This window comes from Pseudomonas sp. LAP_36 (assembly GCF_019456785.1).
GTDB lineage: Bacteria > Pseudomonadota > Gammaproteobacteria > Pseudomonadales > Pseudomonadaceae > Aquipseudomonas > Aquipseudomonas tritici.
Genome location: NZ_JAHZMS010000003.1, coordinates 448,555 through 473,425, shown reverse-complemented (window position 1 = coordinate 473,425; position 24,871 = coordinate 448,555). Strand labels below are relative to the sequence as shown.

The following is a 24,871-nucleotide window of genomic DNA, read 5'->3' as shown; positions in this document are numbered from 1 at the left end:
GGGAGCATCCCTGTTTGGAAAATTTGACGCAGGATACAGCGGTCGGACGAAGCTGTCTGCGCAGGGCGTTTTACGGCAGAATCCACACTTAGTCGCCGTTCGGTAAATGTTTCGATGAGTTGCAACAGTCAGAAAATCAGCGCGCTGCGTCGGCAGATACCTTCGTTCGAGTGCGTCCCCGGTTGCCACGATTGCTGTGGGCCGGTGACCACTTCGCCCGAGGAAATGTCGCGCCTGCCGCGCAAGACTGCTGCCGAGCAGGACGCGGCCATGGATGAGCTGAACTGCGTGCACCTGGGGCCCAACGGGTGCACGGTGTACGACGAGCGGCCGTTGATCTGTCGGCTGTTCGGCACTACCAAGACTTTGCCGTGCCCTAACGGGCGGCGGCCGGTGGAGCTGATTCACCCGCGGGTGGAAAAGCAGATCCACGAATACATGGCGAGCACGCGGCAAGTGCTGGTCTGACTCGGTTAATGTGGGAGCTGGCTTGCCTGCGATAGCGGTGTGCCAGGCCCGCATGTGCCGATTGATACACCGCTATCGCGGGCAAGCCAGCTGACACAGTTGACGGTGTTGTGTCAGTCAGTCCGGGATCGGAAGGTTCAGGCTCTCCTTCACTTCTTCCATCACGATATAGCTCTTGGACTCCCGCACATGGGGCAACTTGAGCAGGATATCGCCGAGCAGTTTGCGGTACGACGCCATCTCGGAGATCCGCGCTTTCACCAGATAGTCAAAGTCTCCAGATACCAAATGGCACTCCAGCACGTGCGGCAGTTTCAGCACGGCGCGGCGGAATTCCTCGAAGGTGTCGCCGGATTTGTAATCGAGGCTGATCTCGACAAATACCAGCAAACTGCCTTTCAAATGCTGGGGATTGAGCCGCGCGTTGTAGCCCATGATGATCCCTTCACGCTCCAGACGGCGCACTCGCTCGGTACAGGGCGTGGTCGACAGCCCGACCTTCTCCCCCAATTCCGTGAACGAAATACGTCCGTCGGTTTGCAGGATGCGCAGGATGTTGCGGTCGATCTTGTCCAGCTCCCGCTTGGTCTGGGTGTTGGTACGCATAGGGGATACGCCTCTGTGAAAAGGGTTTTTGCCGAGAATTGTCGCCAAATATAGGCAGTTATATAGTGAAATGCACTGGCAATTGTTTTTTACACTGCGCTCATCATTGCTCGAATAACACACGTCAGCGGCCATGCCCGCGATGAGGATATAAAAATGCGCGTTCTGGTCTTGGGTAGCGGCGTGATTGGTGTGACCAGTGCCTACTATTTGGCGCGGGCCGGCTTTGACGTCGTAGTCGTTGACCGTCAACCTGCCGCCGCCATGGAAACCAGTTTCGCCAACGCCGGCCAGGTGTCCCCAGGCTATGCATCGCCGTGGGCCGCGCCGGGCGTGCCGCTCAAGGCCATCAAATGGCTGCTGCAACGCCACGCACCGCTGGCGATCAAGGCCACCGCCGATATCGACCAATACCTGTGGATGGCGCAGATGCTGCGCAACTGCACCGCCAGCCGTTATGCGGTGAACAAGGAGCGTATGGTCCGCCTGTCCGAATACAGCCGCGACTGCCTCGACGAGCTACGCGCTGAAACCGGCATTGCCTACGAAGGCCGCAGCCTCGGTACTACCCAACTGTTCCGCACCCAGGCACAACTCGACGGTGCCGCCAAAGACATCGCCGTGTTGAAAGAGTCCGGCGTGCCGTTCGAACTGCTCGACCGCGCCGGCATCGCCCGCGTTGAACCGGCCCTGGCCAGCGTCACGGATATCCTCGCCGGTGCCTTGCGCCTGCCGAATGACCAAACCGGCGACTGCCAAATGTTCACCACGCGCCTGGCCGATATGTGCACGCAACTGGGTGTGGAGTTCCGCTTCGAGCAGGATATCCAGCGGCTCGACTACGCCGGTGACCGCATCAACGGCGTGTGGATCGATGGCAAGCTGGAAACTGCCGACCGCTACGTGCTGGCCCTCGGCAGCTACTCGCCGAAATTGCTCAAGCCGCTGGGGATCAAGGCGCCGGTCTACCCGCTCAAGGGTTACTCGCTGACCGTACCGATCACGAACCCGGCGATGGCGCCGACGTCGACCATTCTCGACGAGACCTACAAGGTCGCGATTACCCGTTTCGATAACCGCATCCGCGTCGGCGGCATGGCTGAAATAGCCGGTTTTGACCTGTCGCTTAACCCGCGTCGGCGCGAAACCCTGGAGATGATCGTCAACGACCTTTATCCTCAGGGCGGCGATTTGACCCAAGCTTCGTTTTGGACCGGCCTGCGCCCGACCACGCCCGACGGCACGCCGATTGTCGGTGCCACCCCGTTCAAGAACCTGTTCCTGAATACCGGTCACGGCACGCTCGGTTGGACCATGGCGTGTGGCTCCGGCCGCTTGCTGGCTGACCTGATGGCCAAGAAAACCCCACAGATCAGCGCCGAAGGCCTCGATATTTCCCGTTATGGCAACCACCAGGAGTCCGCACGACATGTCAATCCAGCGCCAGCTCACCAATGAGCGCATGAGCCAGATCGTTGTCCACGGCGGTACCGTGTATCTGGCCGGGCAAGTCGGCGACGACATGACCGCCGGGATTGAACAGCAAACCCGTGAAACCCTGGCCAATATCGAGCGTTTGCTGGGCCTGGCCGGCACCGACAAGACCAAGCTGTTGTCGGTGACGATTTACTTGAAAGACATCGACGCCGATTTCGCCGGCATGAACGCGGTGTGGGACAAGTGGCTGCCCAAGGGCGTTGCCCCGGCCCGTGCCACGGTTGAAGCCAAGCTGTGTGAACCGGAAATCCTGGTGGAGCTGTCCGTCGTGGCGGCCCTGCCTTAAGCAAGATTCCTCTCCCGGTGCCGACGTTGTCTGTCGGTACCGGTTTTTCTTCACTCTGCCGCCTAGAAGCCTGCCGCCATGCGTCCAGCCCGTGCCCTGATCGACCTCCAAGCCCTGCGTCACAATTACCAACTGGCCCGTGAAGTCACGGGGGCCAAGGCCCTTGCCGTGATCAAGGCCGATGCCTACGGCCATGGTGCCGTGCGCGTGGCACAGGCGTTGGAAGCCGAGGCTGATGGATTTGCCGTGGCATGCATCGAGGAAGCGTTGGAGCTGCGCGCCGCCGGGATTCGTGCGCCAGTGCTGCTGCTGGAAGGCTTTTTCGAAGCCGACGAGCTGCCGCTGATCATCGAGCATGATTTCTGGTGCGTGGTGCATTCGCTATGGCAACTGGAAGCCATTGAACAGGCCAGGCTGACCAAGCCGCTGACCATCTGGCTCAAACTCGACTCCGGCATGCACCGCGTTGGCCTGCACCCCAAGGATTATCACGAGGCTTATCAGCGCCTGCTGGCCAGCGGCAAAGTGGCCAAAATCGTACTGATGAGTCACTTTGCCCGCGCCGATGAACTCGACTGCGTGCGCAGTGATGAACAAGTTGAGGTGTTTGAAGCAGCGCGCCAGGGCTTGTCGGCCGAGGTCAGCCTACGCAACTCACCGTCGGTCATGGGCTGGCCGACTGTGTCCAGCGACTGGGTTCGCCCCGGCATCATGCTTTACGGCGCCACGCCGTTTGGTGAAGACCAGGCGGTGGCGGCGCGTTTGCAGCCGGTGATGACGCTGGAATCCAAGGTGATCTGTGTACGGGAATTGCCGGCCGGTGAGCCGGTGGGCTACGGCGCGAAGTTCATCACGCCCAAGCCGATGCGCATTGGTGTGGTTGCCATGGGTTATGCGGATGGCTACCCGCGTCACGCGCCGACGGGAACCCCGGTGCTGGTGGCCGGGCAGCGCAGCCAATTGCTGGGCCGCGTGTCGATGGACATGCTGTGTATCGACCTGACGGACGTACCGCAGGCCGGGCTAGGTTCTACAGTGGAGTTGTGGGGCAAAAACATCCTGGCCAGTGATGTGGCGGTTGCCGCCGAAACCATTCCCTATCAGCTGTTCTGCAATCTGCGCCGCGTGCCAAGGCTCTATTCCGGGGCCTGATCGTCAGGCACGAACACAACCGTCCGGGATTTAGGCCCAAGTGTTGTAAATACTGAACGCTGTCGCCATGATAACGCTCAATTACAACAAAGCCTGAATCCTAGGAGGCACCTGCATTGGACGTCGGCGAACGACTGCAATCCATCCGTAAACTGAAGGGTCTTTCCCAGCGTGAGCTCGCCAAGCGCGCGGGTGTCACCAACAGCACCATTTCGATGATCGAAAAAAACAGCGTCAGCCCCTCGATCAGCTCCTTGCGCAAGGTGCTGGGCGGCATCCCCATGTCCATGGTCGAGTTCTTTTCCGAGGAGATCCTCCAGGAAATACCGACGCAGATCGTCTATAAAGCCAATGAGCTGATCGACATCTCTGACGGCGCCGTCACCATGAAACTGGTCGGCCGGGCTCACCCCAGTCGGGCGATTGCGTTTCTCAACGAAATCTACCCGCCGGGCGCCGACACGGGCGAAGAAATGCTCACCCACGAAGGCGAAGAAACCGGGATTCTGGTGGAAGGTCGCCTGGAGTTGGTGGTCGGTCTTGAAACTTTTGTGCTCGAAGCTGGCGATAGCTACTACTTTGAAAGCACCAAGCCCCATCGTTTTCGCAACCCGTTCGATGTGCCGGCGCGACTAATCAGCGCAGCCACACCCGCGAACTTTTAAGAATAGAGGCGCCCTGCCAGCATTGCAGAGGTTCCCGTAGCAGTATTCCGTGAAGCTGAATCTCCCTTTGTTTAATAGGGTTGTTTCGGCCAGGCGGGCTAACCGTTATACTTTCGCCGCCTGCGAAACCGTGGCCGCAGGCGTGAATAGCCACCATTGAGGGTGAACGCGTGAACCTAATTATGAAAATGCTGGCTGCACCAGCAACCGTACTGGCCCTATGGGCTGTCAGCGCTCAAGCTGCGACCAATGATGACATTGCCAAGCGCCTGGAGCCTGTCGGCCAGGTGTGTGTTCAGGGTCAGGAATGCAAGGGAATGGAAGTCGCCGTGGCAGCGGGTGGCGGTGGGGCGAAAACCCCCGACGAAATCATCGCCAAACACTGCAACGCATGTCACAGCACCGGCCTGCTGGGCGCGCCAAAAATCGGTGATACCGCCGCCTGGAAAGAGCGAGCCGACCACCAGGGCGGCCTCGACGGCATTCTGGCCAAGGCGATCACCGGTATCAATGCCATGCCACCTAAGGGTACTTGCGCTGACTGCTCGGATGATGACCTTAAAGGCGCCATCAAGAAGATGTCCGGCCTCTAATCAGCCGATCTTCGCCAAAACAGCCGCTTACGAGCGGCTTTTTTGTGCCCGCAAATTGTGTTTCACCACTGTTCTTTGCAGCAAAGACCCGCCACTCTCTGTCCAACCCCTAATCACGGAATGTTCAGGAGGGTCGGATGGTGCAGTTGTGTTCAATCGAGCAAGCAGTTGATGACGTACTGGCGCGCTTGCCGGCGCATATCCACATGGGCATGCCGCTTGGCCTGGGCAAGCCCAACCTGTTTGCTAACGCGCTGTACCGGCGCATCGCTAAATTGCCGGATCGGGCGCTGACGATCTATACCGCCCTAAGTCTTGGCCGACCGACGATGGGCGATGGCCTGCAGAAACGCTTTCTCGAACCCTTTATCGAACGAGTGTTTGGCGATTACCCCGAGCTGGATTTCCTCGCTGACCTGCATAAAGACAGTCTTCCAAAAAATATCCACGTGCAGCAGTTCTTCATGCAGCCCGGCAGCTTGCTCCACAGCGAGTCGGCGCAGCAGGACTACGTCAGCAGCAACTACAGCCACGCTGCCCGCGACATCAACGCCGCCGGCCTGAACTTGGTGGCGCAATTGGTTGCGAGCAGCGCCGAACACCCTGATCGCCTGAGCCTGAGCTGCAACCCGGACATCACCCTCGACCTGCTGCCGATGATCGCCAAGCGACGTGATGCGGGGGAAACCGTGCTGATCGTTGGCCAAGTCCATAGCGATTTGCCCTACATGCCGGGTGACGCCGAGTTGGGCATGAACGCCTTCGACTACCTGATCGATGAAAAAGACAGCACCACGCTGTTCTCCACGCCGAATATGCCGGTGGGTTTCCAGGATCACTTTATCGGCCTGCATGCCAGCACCCTGGTGCGCGATGGCGGCACCTTGCAGATTGGTATCGGCTCGATGGGCGATGCGCTGACCGCCGCGTTGCTGGCGCGCCAAGCCGACAACGAGGCCTACCGGCTGCTGCTGACCGACATCGATGTGTATCAATGGGCGCCTTTGATCAGCCGGGAAGGTGGTGTCGATCCGTTTGCCCGTGGCCTGTATGGTTGCAGCGAGATGTTCGTCAACGGCCTGCTGGTACTGGCGGACGCGGGGATTATTCGCCGTAAAGTTTACCCGGATGTAACGACCCAGGAGCAGGCCAACGCCGGCACGCTCGACGATGCGGCGCAGCCTGATGGCATCTCGATCCACGGTGGTTTCTTCCTCGGCCCGAGAAGTTTTTACCAGCGCCTGCAGGAAATGACCCACGCCAAGCGCCTCGAATTCAACATGACTCGCATCAGCTACATCAACGAGCTGTACGGCCAGGAAGAACTCAAGCGCCTGCAACGCCGGGATGCGCGGTTTATCAACAGCGCGATTATCGTCACGTTGCTTGGCGCGGGTGTAGCCGACCAGTTGGAAGACGGTCGCGTGCTCAGCGGTGTGGGCGGGCAGTACAACTTCGTGGCCCAGGGCCATGCACTGGAAGGCGCGCGTTCGATCCTGATCCTGCGCAGCTGGCGCGAGTCAGCGGGGGAGGTCAGTTCCAATATCGTTTGGGACTATGGGCATTGCACGATTCCCCGGCACCTGCGGGATATTGTCATCACCGAGTATGGGATCGCCGATTTACGTGGGCAGACGGATGCCCGGGTTATCGAGGCATTGCTTAACATTACTGACTCACGCTTCCAGGACGATTTGATCGAACAGGCGCAAAAAGCCGGCAAGTTGCCCAAGGATTTCCAGCTGGATCCGCGCTTTGCCGATAACACGCCCGAGCGGCTACAGGCGATTCAAGCGCGCCATCGTCGGTTGTTTCCGGAATATCCACTGGGCAGTGATTTCACCGATGAGGAACGAGATTTGTTGCGGGCGCTGAACTGGCTCAAGAGCAAATTCAAGCTGACGGAGATGCTGGAGTTAGGCAAGGCGGCGTTGGATGCGCCTGAACCGGAGGCTTATCCGGAGCATTTGAAGCGGATGCGGTTGGATAAGCCGGAGGGGCTGAAAGAGGATCTGTATCAGCGGTTATTACTCGCCGGCCTCCAGGCCACCGGGCACTAACGAACATCCAGACCAAATGTGGGAGCTGGTTTGCCTGCGATGGCGGCGTGTCAGGCGACAAAGATGTCGACTGACAGGCCATCATCGCAGGCAAGCCAGCTCCCACATTTAATTGCGGTGTTATCAAGTTATTCGATGAAGGTGACCACGCCACCGGCCAGCGATTTCACGCGCGCCAGCGACTCCACCCGATAACCCTGCGCATCCAGCTCCGCGCGGCCACCCTGGAACGACTTCTCGATCACAATCCCCAAGCCGGCAACGGTCGCGCCCGCCTGTTTGATGATCGAGATCAGCGCCTGGGACGCTTTGCCATTGGCCAAAAAGTCATCGATCACCAGCACGCGGTCGCTGCTGGTCAGGTGACGTGGCGAGATGGCTACGGTGCTTTCGGTTTTCTTGGTGAACGAGTACACCGTCGCCGACAGCAGGTTTTCCGTCAGGGTCAACGATTGCTGCTTGCGCGCGAAGATCACCGGTACGCCCAGGTTCAGACCGGTCATGATCGCCGGTGCGATGCCAGAGGCTTCGATGGTGACGATCTTGGTGATGCCCGAATCCTTGAACAGCGCGGCGAATTCATCGCCGATCAGTTTCATCAGTGCCGGGTCGATCTGGTGGTTCAGGAAGGCGTCGACCTTGAGTACCTGATCGGAAAGCACGATGCCTTCTTCGCGAATTTTCTTGTGCAGTGCTTCCACGGAAAGCTTCCTCTAATGGCGCGGTGCGCGCCGAAAGTAGATTAAAAGTAGTCGATTCTAGCGCTTTAACATCGCGCGTATATCCGCCAAGGCGGTGTTGCCGCGAACGGCCTTCACCTCGGTCGGGGTGTCGTCATTGCCTTCCCAGGCCAGGTCGTCCGGCGGCAGTTCATCCAGGAACCGGCTGGGCGCGCAATCGATGATTTCGCCGTACTGCTTGCGCTTGGCTGCAAAGGTGAAGGCCAGGGTCTGACGCGCGCGGGTAATGCCCACGTAGGCCAAGCGGCGCTCTTCTTCGATGGTGTCGGCTTCGATGCTGGAGCGGTGCGGGAGGATTTCCTCTTCCATGCCCATGATGAACACATAGGGGAATTCCAGGCCCTTGGATGCATGCAAGGTCATCATCTGCACACCTTCGGCGCCGTCTTCCTCTTCTTGCTGGCGCTCGAGCATGTCGCGCAGCACCAGCTTGCCGATGGCATCCTCGACGGTCATCTCGCCGTCTTCGTCTTTTTCCAGGGTGTTCTTCAACGCTTCAATCAGGAACCAGACGTTGCCCATGCGGTAATCCGCGGCCTTGTCGCTGGAACTGTTGGTGCGCAGCCAGTTTTCATAGTCAATGTCCATGACCATGCTGCGCAGGGCGCTGATCGGGTCTTCGCCGGCGCATTGCTCGCGCACCTTGTCCATGAAGCGCTTGAAGCGCGCCAGGCGGTCGGTGAAGCGCGTGTCCAAGTGTTCGCCCAAGCCGATTTCGTCGGTAGCGGCGTACATCGAGATCTTGCGTTCCGTGGCGTAGTTGCCGAGTTTTTCCAGGGTCGTGGAGCCGATCTCCCGGCGCGGCACGTTGATCACGCGCAGGAACGCGTTGTCGTCGTCCGGGTTCACGATCAGACGGAAGTAGGCCATCAGGTCTTTCACTTCCTGACGTCCGAAAAAGCTATTGCCGCCCGACAGTCGATACGGAATCTGGTGGTGCTGCAGCTTCAGCTCGATCAGCTTGGCCTGGTAGTTGCCGCGATACAGGATCGCGAAGTCGCTGTAGGGGCGGTCGGTGCGCAGGTGCAAGGTCAGTAACTCGACGGCCACGCGCTCGGCTTCGGCGTCTTCGTTGCGGCAGCGGATCACGCGGATCTCGTCGCCGTGGCCCATCTCGCTCCACAGTTGTTTTTCAAACTCGTGGGGGTTGTTCGAGATCAGCACGTTGGCACAGCGCAGGATGCGGCTGGTGGAGCGGTAATTTTGCTCCAGCATCACCACTTTCAGGGACGGGTAGTCGTCCTTGAGCAGCATCAGGTTTTCCGGGCGGGCGCCACGCCAGGCGTAGATCGACTGGTCATCGTCGCCGACCACGGTGAACTGGTTGCGCTTGCCGATCAGCATCTTCACCAGCAGATACTGGCTGGCGTTGGTGTCCTGGTATTCGTCCACCAGCAGGTAGCGCACCTTGTTCTGCCATTTTTCGAGGACGTCGGCGTGTTCCTCGAACAGCTTGACCGGCTGCAGGATCAGGTCATCGAAGTCCACCGCGTTGAACGCCTTTAGTGTGCGCTGGTAGTGGGTGTAGACGATGGCGGCAGTCTGTTCCTTGGGGTTGCGTGCGTTTTCCAGGGCCTGGGCGGGCAGGATCAGGTCGTTTTTCCAGGCGCCGATCATGTTCTTGATCTCATCCACGCCGTCGTCGCCTGCGTATTCCTTTTGCATGATGTCGGTCATCAGCGACTTCACGTCGGTCTCGTCGAAAATCGAGAAACCTGGCTTGTAGCCCAGACGTGCATGCTCCTTGCGGATAATGTTCAGCCCCAGGTTGTGGAACGTACACACGGTGAGCCCGCGGCCTTCGCCACCCTTGAGCAGGGTGCCGACACGTTCTTTCATTTCCCGCGCGGCCTTGTTGGTAAAGGTCATGGCGACGATGTACTGGGCGCGGATGCCGCACTGCTGGATCAGGTGCGCGATCTTGCGGGTGATCACGCTGGTCTTGCCGGAGCCTGCACCGGCGAGCACCAATAGAGGGCCGCCGACGTAGTTCACGGCTTCTTGCTGCCGGGGATTGAGTCGGGACATACGGAATTCAGGGAGTCGTTATTCAAAAGGGCGGGCATTTTAACAGGCTGGCAGGATTCTGCCCTGTCAGAACGACAGTGTGACGTACCACTCGATCTAAATTTGCCGGTTTTGATACTTTGCCGCAGGATGTGGGGGTTGTTTGAGACTAATGTTTACATTTTGAGTGTTTGATAACCCCTATCATTGGTGATTCTAAGGGCGCACGTCATAATGCCCGCCGCCAACGAAATATTGCAGAGTCTAGGGAGCTAGCTTGTCTACGCCTGTCGAACCCTTGCGTTTGCTGCTGCTGGCCGATGAGCCCGCGTGGGCAGCGTTATTGCGCGAGTGCCTGGCGCCGATGGGCGATGGGGCTGTGCTGATCAGCGCGCCAAACTGGGAGTCCGTGAGTCGTTTGTTCGATGACGACCACAGCGCCGTGCTATTGACCACGCCCAGCCTGCAACCCGGCCCTGGCCGCTGCAGCCTGCCGTGCGTGTTACTGCTGGAGCAAGAGCCCCTGGTGTCGCCCCTTGGCGTCAGCGATTGGCTGGTCAGTGATGTATTGGACGCCGATACACTGCGCCGCTGCCTGCGCCACGTTCGCGAGCGCGGGCTGCTGGAAAATACCTTGCAGCGCCTGGCCGAACAGGACCCGCTCACCGGCATTGCCAACCGCCAGGGCTTCCAGACCCTGCTGGCCGCGCGGCTGGCCGAGAATGAGGGGCGCGGCCTGGCCCTCGGTCACCTGGACCTCGACAACTTCCGGCACGCCAACGATGCCCTCGGGCACCAGGCTGGCGACCGGCTGATCCTGCAAGTGGTCTCACGGCTCAAGAGCCAGCTTGAGGTCGGAGACCAATTGGCGCGCCTGGGCAGCGACGAATTCGCCCTGCTGATCGACACCCGCCGTGCACCCCAGCGTGCCGAGTGGATGGCCGAGCGCATCACTGAAGTCATGGCCGAACCCTACTGGGTGGATGGCGAAAGCCTGCTGATCGGTTGCAGCCTGGGTGTGGCGCATGCTCGGGCTCGCGCCGGTGCCGACCCGCTGATGTGGCACGCCCATATCGCCATGCAGCAAGCCAAGAGCACCCAGGGCTGCACCTTTCATATCTTCAACGAACGCATCAACCGCAACGCGCGCAGCCTGGCCGACCTGGAAAGCGAGCTGCGCCGCGCCTTGCGTCGTGATGAACTGGAGCTGCATTACCAGCCGCGCCTGGACCTGGACGACGGGCACATCGTTGGCCTGGAAGCCCTGGTGCGCTGGCGTCATGGCGAGCGGGGCCTGTTGCCGCCGAGTGAATTCGTACCGTTGGCCGAGCAAAGCGGTTTGATCGTGCCGCTGGGCTACTGGGTGATTTCCCGAGCCCTGCGCGACATGCAGGACCTGCGTGAACGCGGCCTGCCGCCGCTGCACATGGCGGTCAATCTGTCGTTTCGCCAGTTTCAGGACAGCCAGTTGCTTTCGACCCTCAGCCGGCTGATTTCCGAGCGTGGTGTGGAAGCGCAATGGTTGGAGTTCGAGCTGACCGAAACGGCGGTGATGCGTCGCAGTGACTTGGTCAAGCAGACCATGGATGCGCTGGGTCGCCTTGGCGTGCGGTTTTCCCTGGACGATTTCGGCACCGGTTTCTCATCGTTCGTGCACCTCAACAGCCTGCCGATTGCCTTGTTGAAGATCGACAAGAGCTTTGTCGGTGGGATGGAAGAGCGTGAAGAAAACCGCAAACTGGTGCACGCCATGATCAACCTGGCCCACAACCTCAACCTGGAAGTGGTTGCCGAGGGGGTGGAAACGCCTGAGCAGCTAGCGTTGTTGAGGCTGTTTGGGTGTGACCAGGCGCAGGGTTACCTGATCAGCAAGCCACTGCCATTACCGGAGTTAGTGGATTACCTGACGTTTGGCAAGGGACAGCAGGCTTTGCTGGGTTGAGCGGTAAACCCAATCCAAATGTGGGATTTCTAGTCAGGCTGCATCGCCTGGAATCCAGTGCGAACCTCCGGCTCCCGCCGAATCATCCGCTTCATCTTCACTTCAAACGCCCATGTCAGGCTGACCGCCGCACACGCCAGGCCCAGCGCCAAACCCCACCACACGCCGGTCGGCCCCCAGCCCAGGGTGAAGGCCATCAGCCAGGCCGAAGGCGCACCGATCAGCCAGTAGCAGCCTAGGCCGACCAGGAAGGTGGTCTTGGCATCTTTCAACCCGCGGATACAGCCCATGGCGATGGTTTGTACGCCATCGAACAACTCGAACCAGGCCGCGACGGCCAACAGGCTGACGGCCAGCACGATCACGTCGTGAAACGCCGGGTCGTTATGGTCGAGGAACAGCCCGATCAGCGGGTCGGAGAATAGCCAGAACACCAGCGCAAATCCCAACATCACGGCAGCACCAAAGCTGATCCCGACGCGACCGGCCATACGCGCCTGCAACAACTGACCGGCACCGTAGTGCTGGCCGATGCGCATGGTGATCGCGTAGGACATCCCCGCCGGCACCATGAACGCCACCGAGACGATCTGCAGCGCGATCTGATGCGCTGCCAATTGCGTGCTGCCCATGGTGCCCATGCACAGCGCCGCAAAGGCAAACAGCCCGACTTCCACCGCGTAGGTGCCCCCAATCGGCAGGCCCAGGCGCCACAATTCGCGCAGGTATCGGGTGTTGAGACGTAGCAGGCCGTTGCTCAGCGGGTACGCCGCGTAGGTGCGGTTGTGGGAGATGTACCACATCAACGCCAGTGCCATCCCGTTGGCGACGATGGCCGTGACCAGCCCGATGCCCATCAGGCCGAGCTTCGGCAGGCCAAACATGCCTTCGATCAGCGCGTGGTTGAGCAGGTAGTTGGCCACCGCACCGCCGAGGCTGATCACCATTACCGGCGTCGCCTTGCCTATCGCGCTGGTGAAGCCGCGCAGGGCCATGAAGCTCAGGAAGCCGGGCAGGGCGAACGGCAAAATCGTCAGGAATTGCCCGGCGGAGTGCACATTGGTTTCGGTCTGGCCAAACAATAGCAACAGCGGTTTGAGGTTCCACAGCAACAGGCCGGCCGCCAAAGCCATCAGCCAAGCCAGCCATAGCCCGGCCTGGGTCAGCCGAGTGGCGCCTTCGATATCGCCCGCGCCGTGACGAATAGCCACCAGCGTACCCACGGCGGCGATCACGCCGATGCAGAAAATCGACACGAACGAATAGCTCGCCGCACCCAGGCCGCCACCGGCCAGGGCTTCGGGGCTCAGGCGGGCCATCATCAGGGTGTCGGTCAGCACCATCAGCATGTGCGCCAACTGTGAGGCAATCAACGGCCCTGACAGCCGCAGAATGGCCCAGAGTTCGGTACGTGCCGGATGCTGCATGATCATCACGCTCGAAAAGTCAGAGGGGTGGGGAAGGGTTGATTCTCGGCGCTCTCCGACCGTTGCACAAAGGGATAAATGCGATCGTTCGCATGACTAAAACTCATGGTAGGGTGCTGCATTGTTCTGTAGGAGGTTTCCATATGTCGCGTCGTCTTCCTCCGCTTTATGCGTTGCGCGCATTTGAAGCCGCGTCCCGGCACAACTCCTTTACCCGCGCGGCAGAGGAGCTTTCGATTACGCAAAGTGCAGTGAGCCGACATATCCGCACATTAGAAGAGCATTTCGCCTGCCGCCTGTTCCAGCGCAGTGGGCGCACCTTGCAACTCACCGAAGCCGCGCGCCTGCTATTGCCCGGTGTCCGCGAAGGTTTCGCCGCGCTGGAACGGGCCTGCCATACCCTGAACGCCGAAGATGACATCCTGCGCATGAAGGCACCGTCGACCCTGACCATGCGTTGGCTGTTGGCGCGGCTCAGTCGCTTCCGCGCATTGCAGCCGGGCAACGAAGTGCAATTGACAAGCGCCTGGATGAACATCGACGAAGTGGATTTCAATCAGGAGCCGTTCGATTGCGCGGTATTGCTGAGTAATGGCCACTTCCCGGCAGATTGGGAGGCGTGTTACCTGTTTGCCGAAATGCTGATACCGGTCGGCGCCCCCAACCTGCTGAACGACGGCCCTTGGGATGTGGCACGGCTGGCAGCCACCGAGCTGCTGCATCCGACGCCAGATCGTCGTGACTGGCGTTACTGGTTGGAGCGCATGAGGTTGTCATCCGAAGTGTCGCTCAAGGGCGGCCAGGTATTCGATACCCTCGAGCTGGGCATGATCGCCGCCGCACGGGGTTATGGTGTGTCGATGGGCGACTTGCTGATGGTGGCCGAAGACGTGGCCCAGGGGCGGCTGAGTTTGCCCTGGCCAACCGCCGTGGCCAGTGGCGAAAATTACTACCTGGTGTGGCCGAAAACCCGTCCCGGTGGCGAGCGTTTGCGGCGCTTGGCGGAGTTTCTGCAGGCGGAAGTCAAGGCGATGGAGTTGCCCCGGGTCGAATGCCTCGATTGAGGGATGGCAAACCGTTCGTGCAATCGTTTGCGCGATACCCCTGTAGATCGCTCAAGTATTGTCTCGACCTGCCGAAGTAGGTGTGTTGGAACCTTCGTGCACAACGTTCCCCACCAGATAATTTGCCGAGCAGCGCTATGAGATCAGGATGATCCTGGCCTCGGCCAGGAGCCTTCATGTCTCAACCTCGCGCCCGGATAGCCTCACAGTTAGGTATCGCTTTAGCCTTGATTCTGGCTGTCGCCATTGGTGGCAGCACTGTCTTTGCCCTGCGCTCCCTCGACTCAGCCAACCTCGATACCCGCGAGGAACACCTGGCCAGTGAAGCGCGGCTGCTCGCCGACCAACTCAACACGTTCCACAGCACGCTGCGTGAGAGCACCGAGCGCCTGACCGGGTTGTTCGAGAAGCGCTTCAGTGCCGGCTTGAGCGTACGGGCCGATCAACCAGTCGCGGTCGCCGGCGTACAGACCCCGAGCCTCTTCCTGGGCAGCGATCTCCTGAACAACAACTTCCAGGAAGTGGACGAGTTCAAGCAGATGTCCGGTGGCGTGGCCACGGTATTTGTGCGCAGCGGCGACGACTTCATCCGTGTCAGCACTTCCCTGACCAAGCAGGATGGCAATCGCGCTATTGGCACTGTGCTTGACCGCAATGGGCCGGCCTATCCGCGTGTATCCAGTGGCCAGACCTACATCGGCCGAGCGGTGTTGTTCGATCGTTCCTACATGACGCAATACAGCCCGGTGCGCGACACCAGCGGCAAAGTCATCGCGGTGCTGTTCATCGGCTTTGACTATACTGACGCCCAGAACGCGCAGTTCGAGAACCTCAAACGCTTCCGTATCGGTAAGACCGGTTCCCTGGCGTTGCTGGATGAGCAGAAGCGCTGGTTGGTGCCGCCGGCTGGCGTGCAGGCGCCGGATCAAGCGGTGCCCGTTATGTTGGACCTGGCTAAGGCGCCCAGTGTTGGCCGTTTTTGGGCTGACAAAAATGAAGACTTCTACAGCGTGTCGGTACCCTTCGAAGGCGGGCCGTGGGCCGTGATTGCGAGCATGCCCAAAGCGGAGATTCGCTCTGTGACGTGGGATGTCGGCATCCGGCTGGTGATTGGCAGCGTGCTGGCGATGCTGCTGGCAGTGGGTGCAACCGTCTGGCTGCTGCGCAGCAAACTGGCGCCACTGGGCGACCTGGTGCGCCAGGCCGAAGCCTTGGGCGCGGGTGATTTGAGCGCACGCCTGAATGTGTCCAGCCATGATGAAATCGGCCAGCTGGCGCGCAGTTTCAACCAGATGGGTGAAGCGCTGTCGACCATGGTCTCGCACATCCGTAACGCCGCCGGAGAGGTCAACAGCCGCGCCCAGGCGTTGTCCGGTTTGTCCGGTGGTGCCTATGAAGGCATGGAGCAGCAGTCCGGCGAGATCACCAGCATGGCCGGCGCGGTAGAAGAGTTCAGCGCCACCTCGCTGAACATCGCTGACAACATGGGTGCCACCGAGCGCCTGGCCCAGGAAAACGCTCAGCAAACCCGCATCGGCCGTAACTCGATGCAAGAGGCGTCGTCGTCCCTGGAGCACATCGCCACGGCCCTCAACAGCACGGCCACGGTGATCAACACCCTGGGCCAGCGCTCCCAGGAAATTGGGGGGATCGTCGGGGTGATTACGTCGATCGCCGATCAGACCAACCTGCTGGCACTCAACGCGGCTATCGAGGCCGCACGGGCCGGTGAGCAAGGGCGTGGTTTTGCCGTGGTCGCCGATGAAGTACGCAACCTGGCGTCGCGCACCCGAGAGGCTACGGACGAAATCTCTGGGATGATCCAAAGTATCCAGCAAGAAACCGGCAATGCCATCAGCACCATGGAGCACGGTAACGTGCTGATGCAGGAAGGTCTGTCGCGTAACGCCGACGTGGCTTCGGCCCTGGCGCGTATCGATGAGCAAAGCCGCTCGGCCGGTGAGCAGTTCGCTGCGATCACCACGGCCACCCAGGAACAGAGCAGCACGGCGACCTTGCTTAGCAGCAACTTGCAAAGCATTGCGCTGGCCAACAGCGAGCAGCGTGAAGTGGTGTCGAACCTGGCAATTACCGCCAAGGAACTGGAGACGCTGGCGGCGGGTTTGCGGCATGAGGTGGATCGGTTCCGCTGAAACTGCGCAGATCAATTGTGCGACCTGGCTCGTGTGGGAGCCGGGCTTGCCCGCGATGCAGGCACCTCTGGTTTTCGGATGTACCGAGGTGACGTTAACACAGGCAAGCCAGCGCCCACATTTTGGCACTGTGCCAGGCTCAAGTGATCGCTGCCGGCCGGTATTGCAGGGCTTCTTTCAGATGATCGCGGGAAATGGCGTCGGTCTGTTCGATGTCGGCCAACGTGCGCGCAACCTTCAACAGCCGGTGGGCCGCGCGCAGCGAGAGTGTCAGTCGTTCGCAGGCGGTCTCCAGCCAGCCCTCATCGACCTTGGTCAGCTTGCAATGCTTGCGTAGCCCAGGCAGATCAAGAAACGCGTTGGCACACCCCTGGCGTTTTTGCTGATGCTCTCGGGCCTGGGCGACCCGCGCCGATGCATGAGCCGTTGTGTCGCCAGCTTGGTGGATTGGGTTCAGCGCAGTCGTTTCCCGTGCCACCGTCAGGTGCAAGTCAATCCGATCCAGCAATGGCCCGGAGAGTTTGTTGCGGTAGCGTTGAATCTGCTCCGGCGTACAACGACAACGCCCGCTGGGTTCGCCCAAGTAGCCGCAAGGGCAGGGGTTCATGGCGGCCACAAGTTGAAAACGCGCCGGGAAACTCACGCGGTCGCGAGCGCGGGAAATCACGATATGGCCAGACTCCAATGGCTCTCGCAGCACCTCCAGCACCTTGCGATCAAACTCCGGCAACTCGTCCAGGAACAGCACCCCGTGGTGAGCCAGGGTGATCTCCCCCGGTTGCGGCTTCGACCCGCCGCCCACCAACGCCGGGCCTGAAGCCGAGTGATGGGGCTGGCGAAATGGCCGATGCGGCCAATGACTCAGCGGGGCCAGGCTGACCACGGATTGAATCGCTGCCACCTCCAAGGCTTCCTGCTCACTCAAGGGCGGCAGCAACCCTGGAAGGCGACTGGCGAGCAACGTTTTACCGGTACCAGGCGGACCGCTGAACAGCAGGTTATGCGCCCCCGCCGCCGCTATCAGTAACGCCCGCTTGGCCGCCAACTGGCCCTGTACTTCACTCAGGTCCGGGTAAGGCTTATTCAAATACAGCAATCCGTCGGACTTGTACGGCTCAATCGGCTGGTGCCCATTCAGGTGCGCAACCACCTGAAGCAAGTGATCCACTGCGATCACTTTCAACCCCGACGCCAGGCACGCCTCTTCGGCATTCGCCCTGGGCACTATCACGGTACGCCCGGCCTTGCGCGCCGCGAGCGCCGCCGGCAACACGCCTTTCACGGCCCGGACTTCACCGGACAGCGCCAACTCGCCCAGGCATTCCACATCATCCAGCATCAACGCCGGCACCTGCACACTGGCCGCCAGGATGCCCAGGGCAATCGCCAGATCAAAGCGCCCGCCGTCCTTGGGCAGGTCGGCGGGCGCGAGGTTGAGGGTGATGCGCCGGGCCGGGTATTGCAGGGCGGAGTTGAGGATGGCGCTGCGCACGCGGTCCTTGCTTTCCTTGACCGCCGTTTCCGGCAGGCCCACCAGCGTCAGGGACGGCAAACCATTGGCCATATGCACTTCAACGGTGACGGCGGGGGCTTCGACGCCGATCTGGGCGCGGCTGTGGACGATCGCGAGGGACATGCTCGTTCCTTGAATGGGAGGCCGCTTCCTGCGGTTTTTCAAGGGTAGACGAGGGGTGGCGGGGGTAAGGGATCAGACTTTTACAGGACGTATCAACGCGCAAAGGCGTCGGGATATTTATCCAGATAAGCATCGCTGAGTTGTGTGTCGGGGGAGCGCATGAAGGTGCGGAAATCGGGAATCAGGAACACCAGCAGCGATAACCCCAGCACCATCGCACCCAGTGACGTGATGGTCAGTGCGACACCGAGGTGAGCGATCAGGCCGTTCATGGCAAAACTGCCCAGCGGGCTGGCGGCTGCGGAGAGGAAGGACACGGTGGCAAAGATCCGATTGCGATGCTGCTTGGGTGTCGCCAGCAACCTGACGGCAGAGGTCGGAATGTTGATCAGCATCAGCCCGACCCCGCCGCAGAAAAACGCCAGCGGTACCACGAACGTCGACGAGAGCGTACCGGCCACCCACATATTGCCCCCCAACAGTGCAAACCCCGCAGCGACACAGAGGTCACGGGGCACACGCTCGCCCAGCCAGCCGACGATCTTGTAGCTGCCCGCCAAAATGCCCAGGCCGAAACACGCATCCAGCAGGCCGAGGTAGGTCACCGGGTACTGGATAACCGTCTTCACATACAACGGCAGCAGGATGGTAAAGAACGGAAAGAGGGCAAAATTGACGAGCATCGCCACGAGGGCGAGGTAGAACTCGACTTTCACGCCATAGACCGCCTTGAATCCCGAATAAATCATTCTGAAGCCGTTGGAGGTTGGCGCTTGTTCATCCGGAGCACTGGCGCCGAGCTGGCTTGGGACCGTTGCAACCAACAGTGCCGCTCCCAGCATCGCAAAACAGTCGACGGTAAAAGTCAGCGTGGTTCCAAAACCGAAAATCAGCGCGCTGGCAATGACGGGGCCAAGCAAGTTGGCAATGGACGACAGCATGCTTTTGGTGCGAACGGCGAGTGAGACCTGATCGGCGCCTGCGAACAACGGAATAATCGACGATTGCAGCGGGTCGCGCACGCCGGCGACGGCACTGCCGACCAGCATCAGGGCGCCGACGCTCCACGGGTTGAACAACTGCGTAGCGGATAGCACAACCATCAGCAACGCGGTCAGCACGCTTGTCAGGGAGGCCAGCTTGAGGATCAGAATCTTGTTGTACTTGTCACCCAGCCATCCCAGCAGTGGCCGGGCGAGCACTTCCGCCGCGATTGAACAGGCGATCATGTTGGCGAAGGCGAGGGCGGAACCGGTTTCCTGCAAGGCCCACCACGCTACAGCCAGCTGGTTGCAGCGTCCACCCAGCACCACCAGCAAAAAGCTGAATTGTATTTTCAGCAGGCGCCGGTCAAGGGCGGGCAAGCCCCACATGGAGGATTTGATGCCGGTTAATCGCCCGCTGGCGTCAACCGTGCTTCCAACTCCGCGACTTTAGCCTCCAGGGTCTCCAATCGCGCACGCGTGCGGGCAAGCACCACCATCTGGCTATCGAACTCTTCCCGGCTGACCAGATCAAGTTTGCTGAAGCCGCTTTGCAGTAATGCCTTGAATTGGCTTTCGATCTCATTGCGAGGCAACGGGGTATCACCGTTGAACAAGCGAGAGGCGTGGCCGCTCAGGGCGTCGAGGAGGTCTTTGGGCGCGAGCATGGGAAATATTCCGGAAAACTGTTGGCCGGCAGTGTATCACGCAGCGTCTATAGTCTTTTTCATGGCGGCGCACGCACGCTTTTCGCGCAGAGGGTTGGGCGCTGGCGCACTGTTTTTGTGCGCATTGCCGCCGCCATTAGGTCCTGCAGGTGGGCATAAGTGGGCAAAGGACTGATTTCAGTGATTTTTACGGAGCTGGCAAGGTTTCTGCTTAGACGATCATGACCCATGCACTGATGCAGTCGCTGTGACGAATGCAGTGCGCCGACGGATCAGGGGTACAGGTTTCGTCACCAGTGGTTTGCTGGCGTCGCAGAGGCAAATGCCGAGGCGACGACGCGTTACAAAGCCAGGCACTGCGCTTAGACTTGAGACGGGTTTGTTTTCCTGGGGCAAGTCCACCAATTCGGGAGAGAGTTTTCATGAAGCTAGTCACTGCCATCATCAAGCCGTTCAAGTTGGACGATGTACGCGAGTCGTTGTCCGAGATCGGCGTGCAGGGCATTACCGTTACTGAGGTCAAAGGCTTCGGTCGGCAGAAGGGTCACACCGAGCTGTATCGCGGCGCGGAATACGTGGTCGATTTCCTGCCAAAGGTGAAGATTGATGTCGCCATTGACGACAAGGATCTTGACCGGGTTATCGAGGCGATAACCAAGGCCGCCAACACCGGCAAGATCGGTGACGGCAAGATCTTCGTGGTCAATCTGGAACAGGCTATTCGCATCCGTACCGGCGAAACCGATACCGACGCAATCTAAGCCGCCAAACCCCAACGCCCCAGGAGAAAACAATATGACTCTGCGTAAATTCGCAGGGCTCGGAGCCCTGTTGTCCATCGTAATGCCAAGCCTGGCCATGGCGGCAGACGAAGTGGCGGCTCCAGTCCTCAATTCCGGCGACACCGCGTGGATGCTCACGTCCACCGCGCTGGTGCTGTTCATGACCATTCCAGGCCTGGCGCTGTTCTACGGCGGCATGGTGCGCTCCAAAAACATTCTTTCCGTGATGATGCAGTGCTTTGCCATCACCGGCCTGATCAGCATCCTGTGGGTCGTCTACGGCTACAGCATCGCGTTTGATACGACTGGGATGGAGCAGGGCGTCGTCAACTTCAACTCCTTCTTCGGCGGCATGGGCAAGGCGTTCCTGGCGGGCGTTACCCCGGCCAGCATCACCGGGCCTGCGGCACTGTTCCCTGAAGCGGTGTTCATCACCTTCCAGATGACCTTCGCCATCATCACCCCGGCGCTGATCGTCGGTGCCTTCGCCGAGCGCATGAAGTTCTCCGCGATGCTGATCTTCATGGCTATCTGGTTCACCCTGGTCTATGCGCCAATCGCGCACATGGTCTGGAGCGGTAACGGTGGCCTGTTGTGGGACTGGGGCGTGCTGGACTTCGCTGGCGGCACCGTGGTGCACATCAACGCCGGTGCGGCTGGCCTGGTAGCGTGCATCGTGCTCGGCAAGCGCAAAGGCTTCCCGACCACCCCAATGGCACCGCACAACCTGGGTTACACCCTGATCGGCGCGGCCATGCTGTGGGTGGGCTGGTTCGGCTTCAACGCCGGTTCCGCTGCTGCCGCCAACGGCACCGCCGGCATGGCGATGCTGGTTACCCAGATCGCTACCGCTGCTGCGGCGCTGGGCTGGATGTTCGCTGAGTGGATCACTCACGGTAAGCCAAGCGCACTGGGTATCGCCTCGGGCGTAGTGGCTGGCTTGGTTGCAGTGACCCCGGCTGCCGGCACCGTCGGCCCGATGGGCGCCCTGGTGATCGGTCTGGTCGCCGGTGTGATCTGCTTCTTCTGCGCCACCAGCCTTAAGCGCAAGCTGGGCTACGACGACTCCCTGGACGCGTTCGGCGTGCACGGTATCGGCGGTATCGTCGGTGCGATCCTCACCGGTGTGTTTGCAGCCCCGGCACTGGGCGGCTTCGGCACTGTGACTGACGTGGCTGCACAGGTCTGGATCCAGTGCAAAGGCGTAGGTTTCACCGTGATCTACACGGCTATCGTGACCTACATCATCCTCAAGGTGCTGGACATGGTCATGGGCCTGCGTGTCACCGAAGAGGAAGAGGCTGTCGGCCTCGACCTGGCGCAACACAACGAGCGCGGTTACAACTTGTAATTACGCGAAAAAAAGATGCCCGGCTTGCCGGGCATTTTTTTGCCTGGCGTTTGTCAGTCATACCAAGCTGTACCGGTTTTTAAGCAGCGTTTGTGATGGGATGCACACGGCGCTTTTCAGCGTGCCAATGTCTTACAGGCATGTAGGCGTATTCGGCACTTTGTTTTTTCCCAGAGCGCGCTAGAATGCGCGCCGATGGGCGGAGAACTGTATGTGGCAACAGACCTTGATTACCCTGCGGGCCAAGCCCCGGGGCTTTCACCTGGTGACCGATGAGTTGCTGGCCGGCTTGCCTGAATTGAAGGCCTGTCGCGTGGGCTTGTTGCATTTGTGGCTGCAGCACACCTCGGCCTCGTTGACCATCAACGAGAATGCCGACCCGGCGGTTCGCCGTGACTTCGAACGTTTTTTCAACTCGCTGGTGCCGCAAGGGCGTGCAGGGTTCGAACACAACGACGAAGGTCCGGATGACCTGCCGGCGCATTTCAAGGCCAGTCTCCTGGGCTGCCAGCTGAGTTTGCCGGTGCAGGCCGGCCGCTTGGCGATAGGGACCTGGCAAGGTGTTTATCTGGGCGAGCACCGTGATCATGGCGGTGCTCGTAAAGTCCTCGCCACCTTGCACGGTGATGGGGCGTAAGCCACTGGTTATCCGGTGGATGTTGATTTTTTTCCGGCAGCCGTCGACAGAGGGTGAAGCTGGGCTATAACTAATCTGCTTTTCGCAAGTCATGAGGTAGAACATGAGCGACGATGATCTGGAAAACGACGAACTCGAAGTAGGTGACGACGACGAGACCGAGGAAGGTCTTGAAGCGGCGGTCGAAGACGTTGCTGACGAAGGTGATGACGCTGGTGATGACGCACCTGTCAAAGCAGCCAAAGGCAAAGCCAAGGCAGCTGTGTCGGTAGATGAATTGCCAAGCGTTGAAGCCAAGAACAAAGAGCGCGACGCCCTGGCCCGTGCGATGGAAGAATTCCTCGCTAAAGGCGGCAAAGTGGTCGAAGTCGAGGCTAACGTGGTGGCAGACCCGCCGAAGAAGCCTGATAACAAGTACGGCAGCCGGCCTATCTAAGGTCAATTGCATGCTTGCGTGAAAAGCCCGCCGTCGCTGCGGGTTTTTCATGGGTGGAACAAAATTCGCGGTCTGCCGTAATACTCTGTGGGAGCAGGCAAGCCAGCTCCACATTGGGTTCGGTGTTAGTTCCAGCTACCCAGCAATGCTGGCAACTCCGTCAGGCTTCGAATCTGCGCATCCGGGCGTTTTTCCCCCTCCCAAGCCTTGCCCGCCGGATTGAACCACACCGCCCGAAGCCCCGCCTGCTGTGCCCCGGCAATGTCATCCCCTGGATGATCGCCAATATGCACCGCTGCGCTGGCGTCCACGCCACCGCGCTGCAACGCTTCCTGAAACAATCGCGCATCCGGCTTGGCGATGCCTATGTCTTCGGCACGCAGCGCAAAGTGGAAATAATCCGCCAGGCCCACCCGCTGCACATCGGCGTTGCCGTTGGTGATCACCCCCAGCAGAAAGTGCTGGCGTAGCGCTTGCAGCATCGGCTCGGCTTCGGGGAATGGGGTGATCTGGTGCCGCGCATGGATGAATGCTTCGAAACACACGTCCGCCATCTCCCTGGCCTGAGGCTGTGGATAACCGGCCTCTTCAAATGCATGCATCAACACCCGGTGGCGCAGCAGGCTGATACGGTGTTTCAGCTCAGGATGACGCTCCAGCACCTGTTGGCGCAGAGTGGCGAAATGCTCCAGAGGCAGGTCGCCGACCTTGGACGCGTGGGTGACCAGCCATTCACGCATCGACGCTTCGGCGCTGATGATGACGGGTACGTTGTCCCAGAGTGTGTCGTCCAGGTCGAAGGTGATCAGCTTGATACTCATGAGTCGCCGCCCTTGATGCGTTTGGCCCTTGGATGGGCGCTGTCGTACACGGTTGCCAAGTGTTGGAAATCCAGATGGGTGTAGATCTGCGTGGTCTTGATGTCAGAGTGGCCGAGCAGCTCTTGAACTGCGCGCAAGTCTTGAGACGATTCCAGCATATGGCTGGCAAAGGAGTGTCGCAGCATGTGTGGGTGCAGGTTTTGCCCCAATTCGCGCTCACCCGCCGCCTTGACCCGCACTTGAATCGCCCGTGGCCCCAGGCGGCGGCCTTGCTGGCTGACAAACACCGCGTCGTCTGCCGGGTTGGTCAATAGACGTAGCGGTAGCCACAACTGCAAGGCCTCCCGCGCTTTGCGGCCTACGGGCAGCACTCGGGTCTTACTGCCCTTGCCGAGCACTTGCACCAGGCCGTCCGCGAGGTCGAGTTGATCCAGGTTCAGGCCGGTCAGCTCCGAGAGACGCAAGCCTGATGAATAGAACAGCTCAAGGATCGCCTGGTCGCGATGGGCCAGGAAGTCATCCTCGACGGCACCCTCGAGCAGTTGCAGGGCGCGGTCGGTGTCCAGGGTCTTGGGCAGGCGCCGCTCGCCCTTTGGCGGCGACAGGCCATTGGCCGGGTCGTGGTCGCACAGGCCTTCACGGTTCAGATAATGATAAAGCCCGCGGACCGCCGAGAGCAGGCGCGACAGGCTGCGCGAAGATTGGCCCGCCTGGTGCAGGCGCGCGACCAGGCTGCGCAGGCTCTGGATATCCAAGGCCTTCCAGCTGCTGATCTGTTGTTTTTCGCAGTACGCCAAGACCTTGTTCAAGTCCCGTCGGTAGGCTTCCAAGGTATGGGGCGACACCTGGCGCTCGTTGCGCAGGTGAGCGCAGTAAGCGTCCAGTTGCCGTTCCATC

23 protein-coding genes are annotated in these 24,871 nt (G+C 60.3%); 14 read left to right on the top strand and 9 right to left on the bottom strand.

Going from position 1 to position 24,871, the window contains the following annotated elements:
* Positions 1–114 precede the first annotated feature (114 nt).
* Complete coding sequence (locus JBO08_RS13310; RefSeq protein ID WP_016975913.1) at positions 115–468, top strand: YkgJ family cysteine cluster protein; 354 nt, start codon at positions 115–117, stop codon at positions 466–468.
* A gap of 117 nt (positions 469–585) precedes the next feature.
* Here JBO08_RS13310 and JBO08_RS13305 read toward each other — a convergent pair whose 3' ends face one another.
* Positions 586–1,074 carry an Lrp/AsnC ligand binding domain-containing protein gene (locus tag JBO08_RS13305; RefSeq protein ID WP_003176896.1) on the bottom strand — a complete coding sequence of 163 codons (489 nt, stop codon included), beginning with the start codon at positions 1,072–1,074 and terminating at the stop codon, positions 586–588.
* Positions 1,075–1,230: 156 nt separating this feature from the next.
* On the opposite strand from JBO08_RS13305, the gene dadA reads away from it, so the two are divergent.
* The 6 genes from dadA to JBO08_RS13275 all read left to right on the top strand — a co-directional run bounded on the left by dadA (position 1,231) and on the right by JBO08_RS13275 (position 7,327).
* Entirely contained in the window at positions 1,231–2,532 is a 1,302-nt protein-coding gene (dadA, locus tag JBO08_RS13300; protein ID WP_065891318.1) for a D-amino acid dehydrogenase, read from the top strand.
* On the top strand, positions 2,504–2,857 hold the full coding sequence (locus tag JBO08_RS13295; protein WP_065875465.1) for a RidA family protein: 354 nt from the start codon (positions 2,504–2,506) through the stop codon (positions 2,855–2,857). The genes dadA and JBO08_RS13295 overlap by 29 nt, the downstream gene beginning before the upstream one ends.
* Positions 2,858–2,935: 78 nt before the next feature.
* The gene (gene alr, locus JBO08_RS13290) at positions 2,936–4,009 is read left to right on the top strand and encodes an alanine racemase (RefSeq protein WP_065880281.1); all 1,074 of its coding nucleotides are present in this window, start codon (positions 2,936–2,938) and stop codon (positions 4,007–4,009) included.
* A 116-nt stretch (positions 4,010–4,125) separates the two neighbouring features.
* Entirely contained in the window at positions 4,126–4,674 is a 549-nt protein-coding gene (locus tag JBO08_RS13285; RefSeq protein ID WP_003176893.1) for a cupin domain-containing protein, read from the top strand.
* Positions 4,675–4,856: 182 nt separating this feature from the next.
* Positions 4,857–5,267: a cytochrome c5 family protein gene (locus JBO08_RS13280; RefSeq protein WP_003195451.1), complete on the top strand. Its 411-nt coding sequence runs from the start codon at positions 4,857–4,859 to the stop codon at positions 5,265–5,267.
* 137 nt (positions 5,268–5,404) lie between these two features.
* Positions 5,405–7,327, top strand: coding sequence for an acetyl-CoA hydrolase/transferase C-terminal domain-containing protein (locus tag JBO08_RS13275; protein ID WP_065875463.1), 1,923 nt, complete (start codon positions 5,405–5,407; stop codon positions 7,325–7,327).
* Positions 7,328–7,455: 128 nt separating this feature from the next.
* Here JBO08_RS13275 and JBO08_RS13270 read toward each other — a convergent pair whose 3' ends face one another.
* Together JBO08_RS13270 and rep are read right to left on the bottom strand one after the other, a co-directional pair.
* Positions 7,456–8,028 carry a xanthine phosphoribosyltransferase gene (locus JBO08_RS13270; protein ID WP_003195447.1) on the bottom strand — a complete coding sequence of 191 codons (573 nt, stop codon included), beginning with the start codon at positions 8,026–8,028 and terminating at the stop codon, positions 7,456–7,458.
* 57 nt (positions 8,029–8,085) lie between these two features.
* Positions 8,086–10,095 carry a DNA helicase Rep gene (gene rep, locus JBO08_RS13265; RefSeq protein WP_049710948.1) on the bottom strand — a complete coding sequence of 670 codons (2,010 nt, stop codon included), beginning with the start codon at positions 10,093–10,095 and terminating at the stop codon, positions 8,086–8,088.
* 256 nt (positions 10,096–10,351) lie between these two features.
* On the opposite strand from rep, the gene JBO08_RS13260 reads away from it, so the two are divergent.
* Positions 10,352–12,016 carry a bifunctional diguanylate cyclase/phosphodiesterase gene (locus JBO08_RS13260; RefSeq protein ID WP_065875462.1) on the top strand — a complete coding sequence of 555 codons (1,665 nt, stop codon included), beginning with the start codon at positions 10,352–10,354 and terminating at the stop codon, positions 12,014–12,016.
* Between the two features lie 29 nt (positions 12,017–12,045).
* Here the strand turns inward: JBO08_RS13260 and JBO08_RS13255 are convergent, their stop codons facing one another.
* A complete protein-coding gene (locus JBO08_RS13255; protein WP_065880279.1) occupies positions 12,046–13,449 on the bottom strand; it encodes a NorM family multidrug efflux MATE transporter in 1,404 nt (467 codons plus the stop codon).
* Positions 13,450–13,586: 137 nt separating this feature from the next.
* On the opposite strand from JBO08_RS13255, the gene JBO08_RS13250 reads away from it, so the two are divergent.
* Positions 13,587–14,507, top strand: coding sequence for a LysR substrate-binding domain-containing protein (locus JBO08_RS13250; protein ID WP_065875460.1), 921 nt, complete (start codon positions 13,587–13,589; stop codon positions 14,505–14,507).
* A 176-nt stretch (positions 14,508–14,683) separates the two neighbouring features.
* A complete protein-coding gene (locus JBO08_RS13245) occupies positions 14,684–16,660 on the top strand; it encodes a methyl-accepting chemotaxis protein (protein ID WP_065880278.1) in 1,977 nt (658 codons plus the stop codon).
* Positions 16,661–16,799: 139 nt separating this feature from the next.
* Here the strand turns inward: JBO08_RS13245 and JBO08_RS13240 are convergent, their stop codons facing one another.
* From JBO08_RS13240 to JBO08_RS13230, 3 genes are all read right to left on the bottom strand, one after another.
* On the bottom strand, positions 16,800–18,296 hold the full coding sequence (locus tag JBO08_RS13240) for a YifB family Mg chelatase-like AAA ATPase (protein ID WP_065875458.1): 1,497 nt from the start codon (positions 18,294–18,296) through the stop codon (positions 16,800–16,802).
* Between the two features lie 92 nt (positions 18,297–18,388).
* Positions 18,389–19,669 carry an MFS transporter gene (locus JBO08_RS13235; RefSeq protein ID WP_065880249.1) on the bottom strand — a complete coding sequence of 427 codons (1,281 nt, stop codon included), beginning with the start codon at positions 19,667–19,669 and terminating at the stop codon, positions 18,389–18,391.
* A 17-nt stretch (positions 19,670–19,686) separates the two neighbouring features.
* The gene (locus JBO08_RS13230) at positions 19,687–19,947 is read right to left on the bottom strand and encodes an accessory factor UbiK family protein (protein WP_065880248.1); all 261 of its coding nucleotides are present in this window, start codon (positions 19,945–19,947) and stop codon (positions 19,687–19,689) included.
* Between the two features lie 422 nt (positions 19,948–20,369).
* On the opposite strand from JBO08_RS13230, the gene glnK reads away from it, so the two are divergent.
* From glnK to sutA, 4 genes are all read left to right on the top strand, one after another.
* Complete coding sequence (gene glnK / locus JBO08_RS13225; RefSeq protein ID WP_002555808.1) at positions 20,370–20,708, top strand: P-II family nitrogen regulator; 339 nt, start codon at positions 20,370–20,372, stop codon at positions 20,706–20,708.
* A gap of 34 nt (positions 20,709–20,742) precedes the next feature.
* Entirely contained in the window at positions 20,743–22,080 is a 1,338-nt protein-coding gene (locus JBO08_RS13220; protein WP_220074670.1) for an ammonium transporter, read from the top strand.
* Between the two features lie 211 nt (positions 22,081–22,291).
* The gene (locus JBO08_RS13215; protein ID WP_049710956.1) at positions 22,292–22,717 is read left to right on the top strand and encodes a secondary thiamine-phosphate synthase enzyme YjbQ; all 426 of its coding nucleotides are present in this window, start codon (positions 22,292–22,294) and stop codon (positions 22,715–22,717) included.
* A gap of 103 nt (positions 22,718–22,820) precedes the next feature.
* A complete protein-coding gene (gene sutA, locus JBO08_RS13210) occupies positions 22,821–23,153 on the top strand; it encodes a transcriptional regulator SutA (protein WP_065875455.1) in 333 nt (110 codons plus the stop codon).
* 125 nt (positions 23,154–23,278) lie between these two features.
* Here sutA and JBO08_RS13205 read toward each other — a convergent pair whose 3' ends face one another.
* Together JBO08_RS13205 and xerC are read right to left on the bottom strand one after the other, a co-directional pair.
* Positions 23,279–23,974, bottom strand: coding sequence for an HAD family hydrolase (locus tag JBO08_RS13205; protein ID WP_065875454.1), 696 nt, complete (start codon positions 23,972–23,974; stop codon positions 23,279–23,281).
* On the bottom strand, positions 23,971–24,870 hold the full coding sequence (gene xerC, locus JBO08_RS13200) for a tyrosine recombinase XerC (RefSeq protein ID WP_065875453.1): 900 nt from the start codon (positions 24,868–24,870) through the stop codon (positions 23,971–23,973). Before xerC ends, JBO08_RS13205 begins: the two co-directional genes overlap by 4 nt.
* Between the last annotated feature and the right edge of the window lies 1 nt (position 24,871).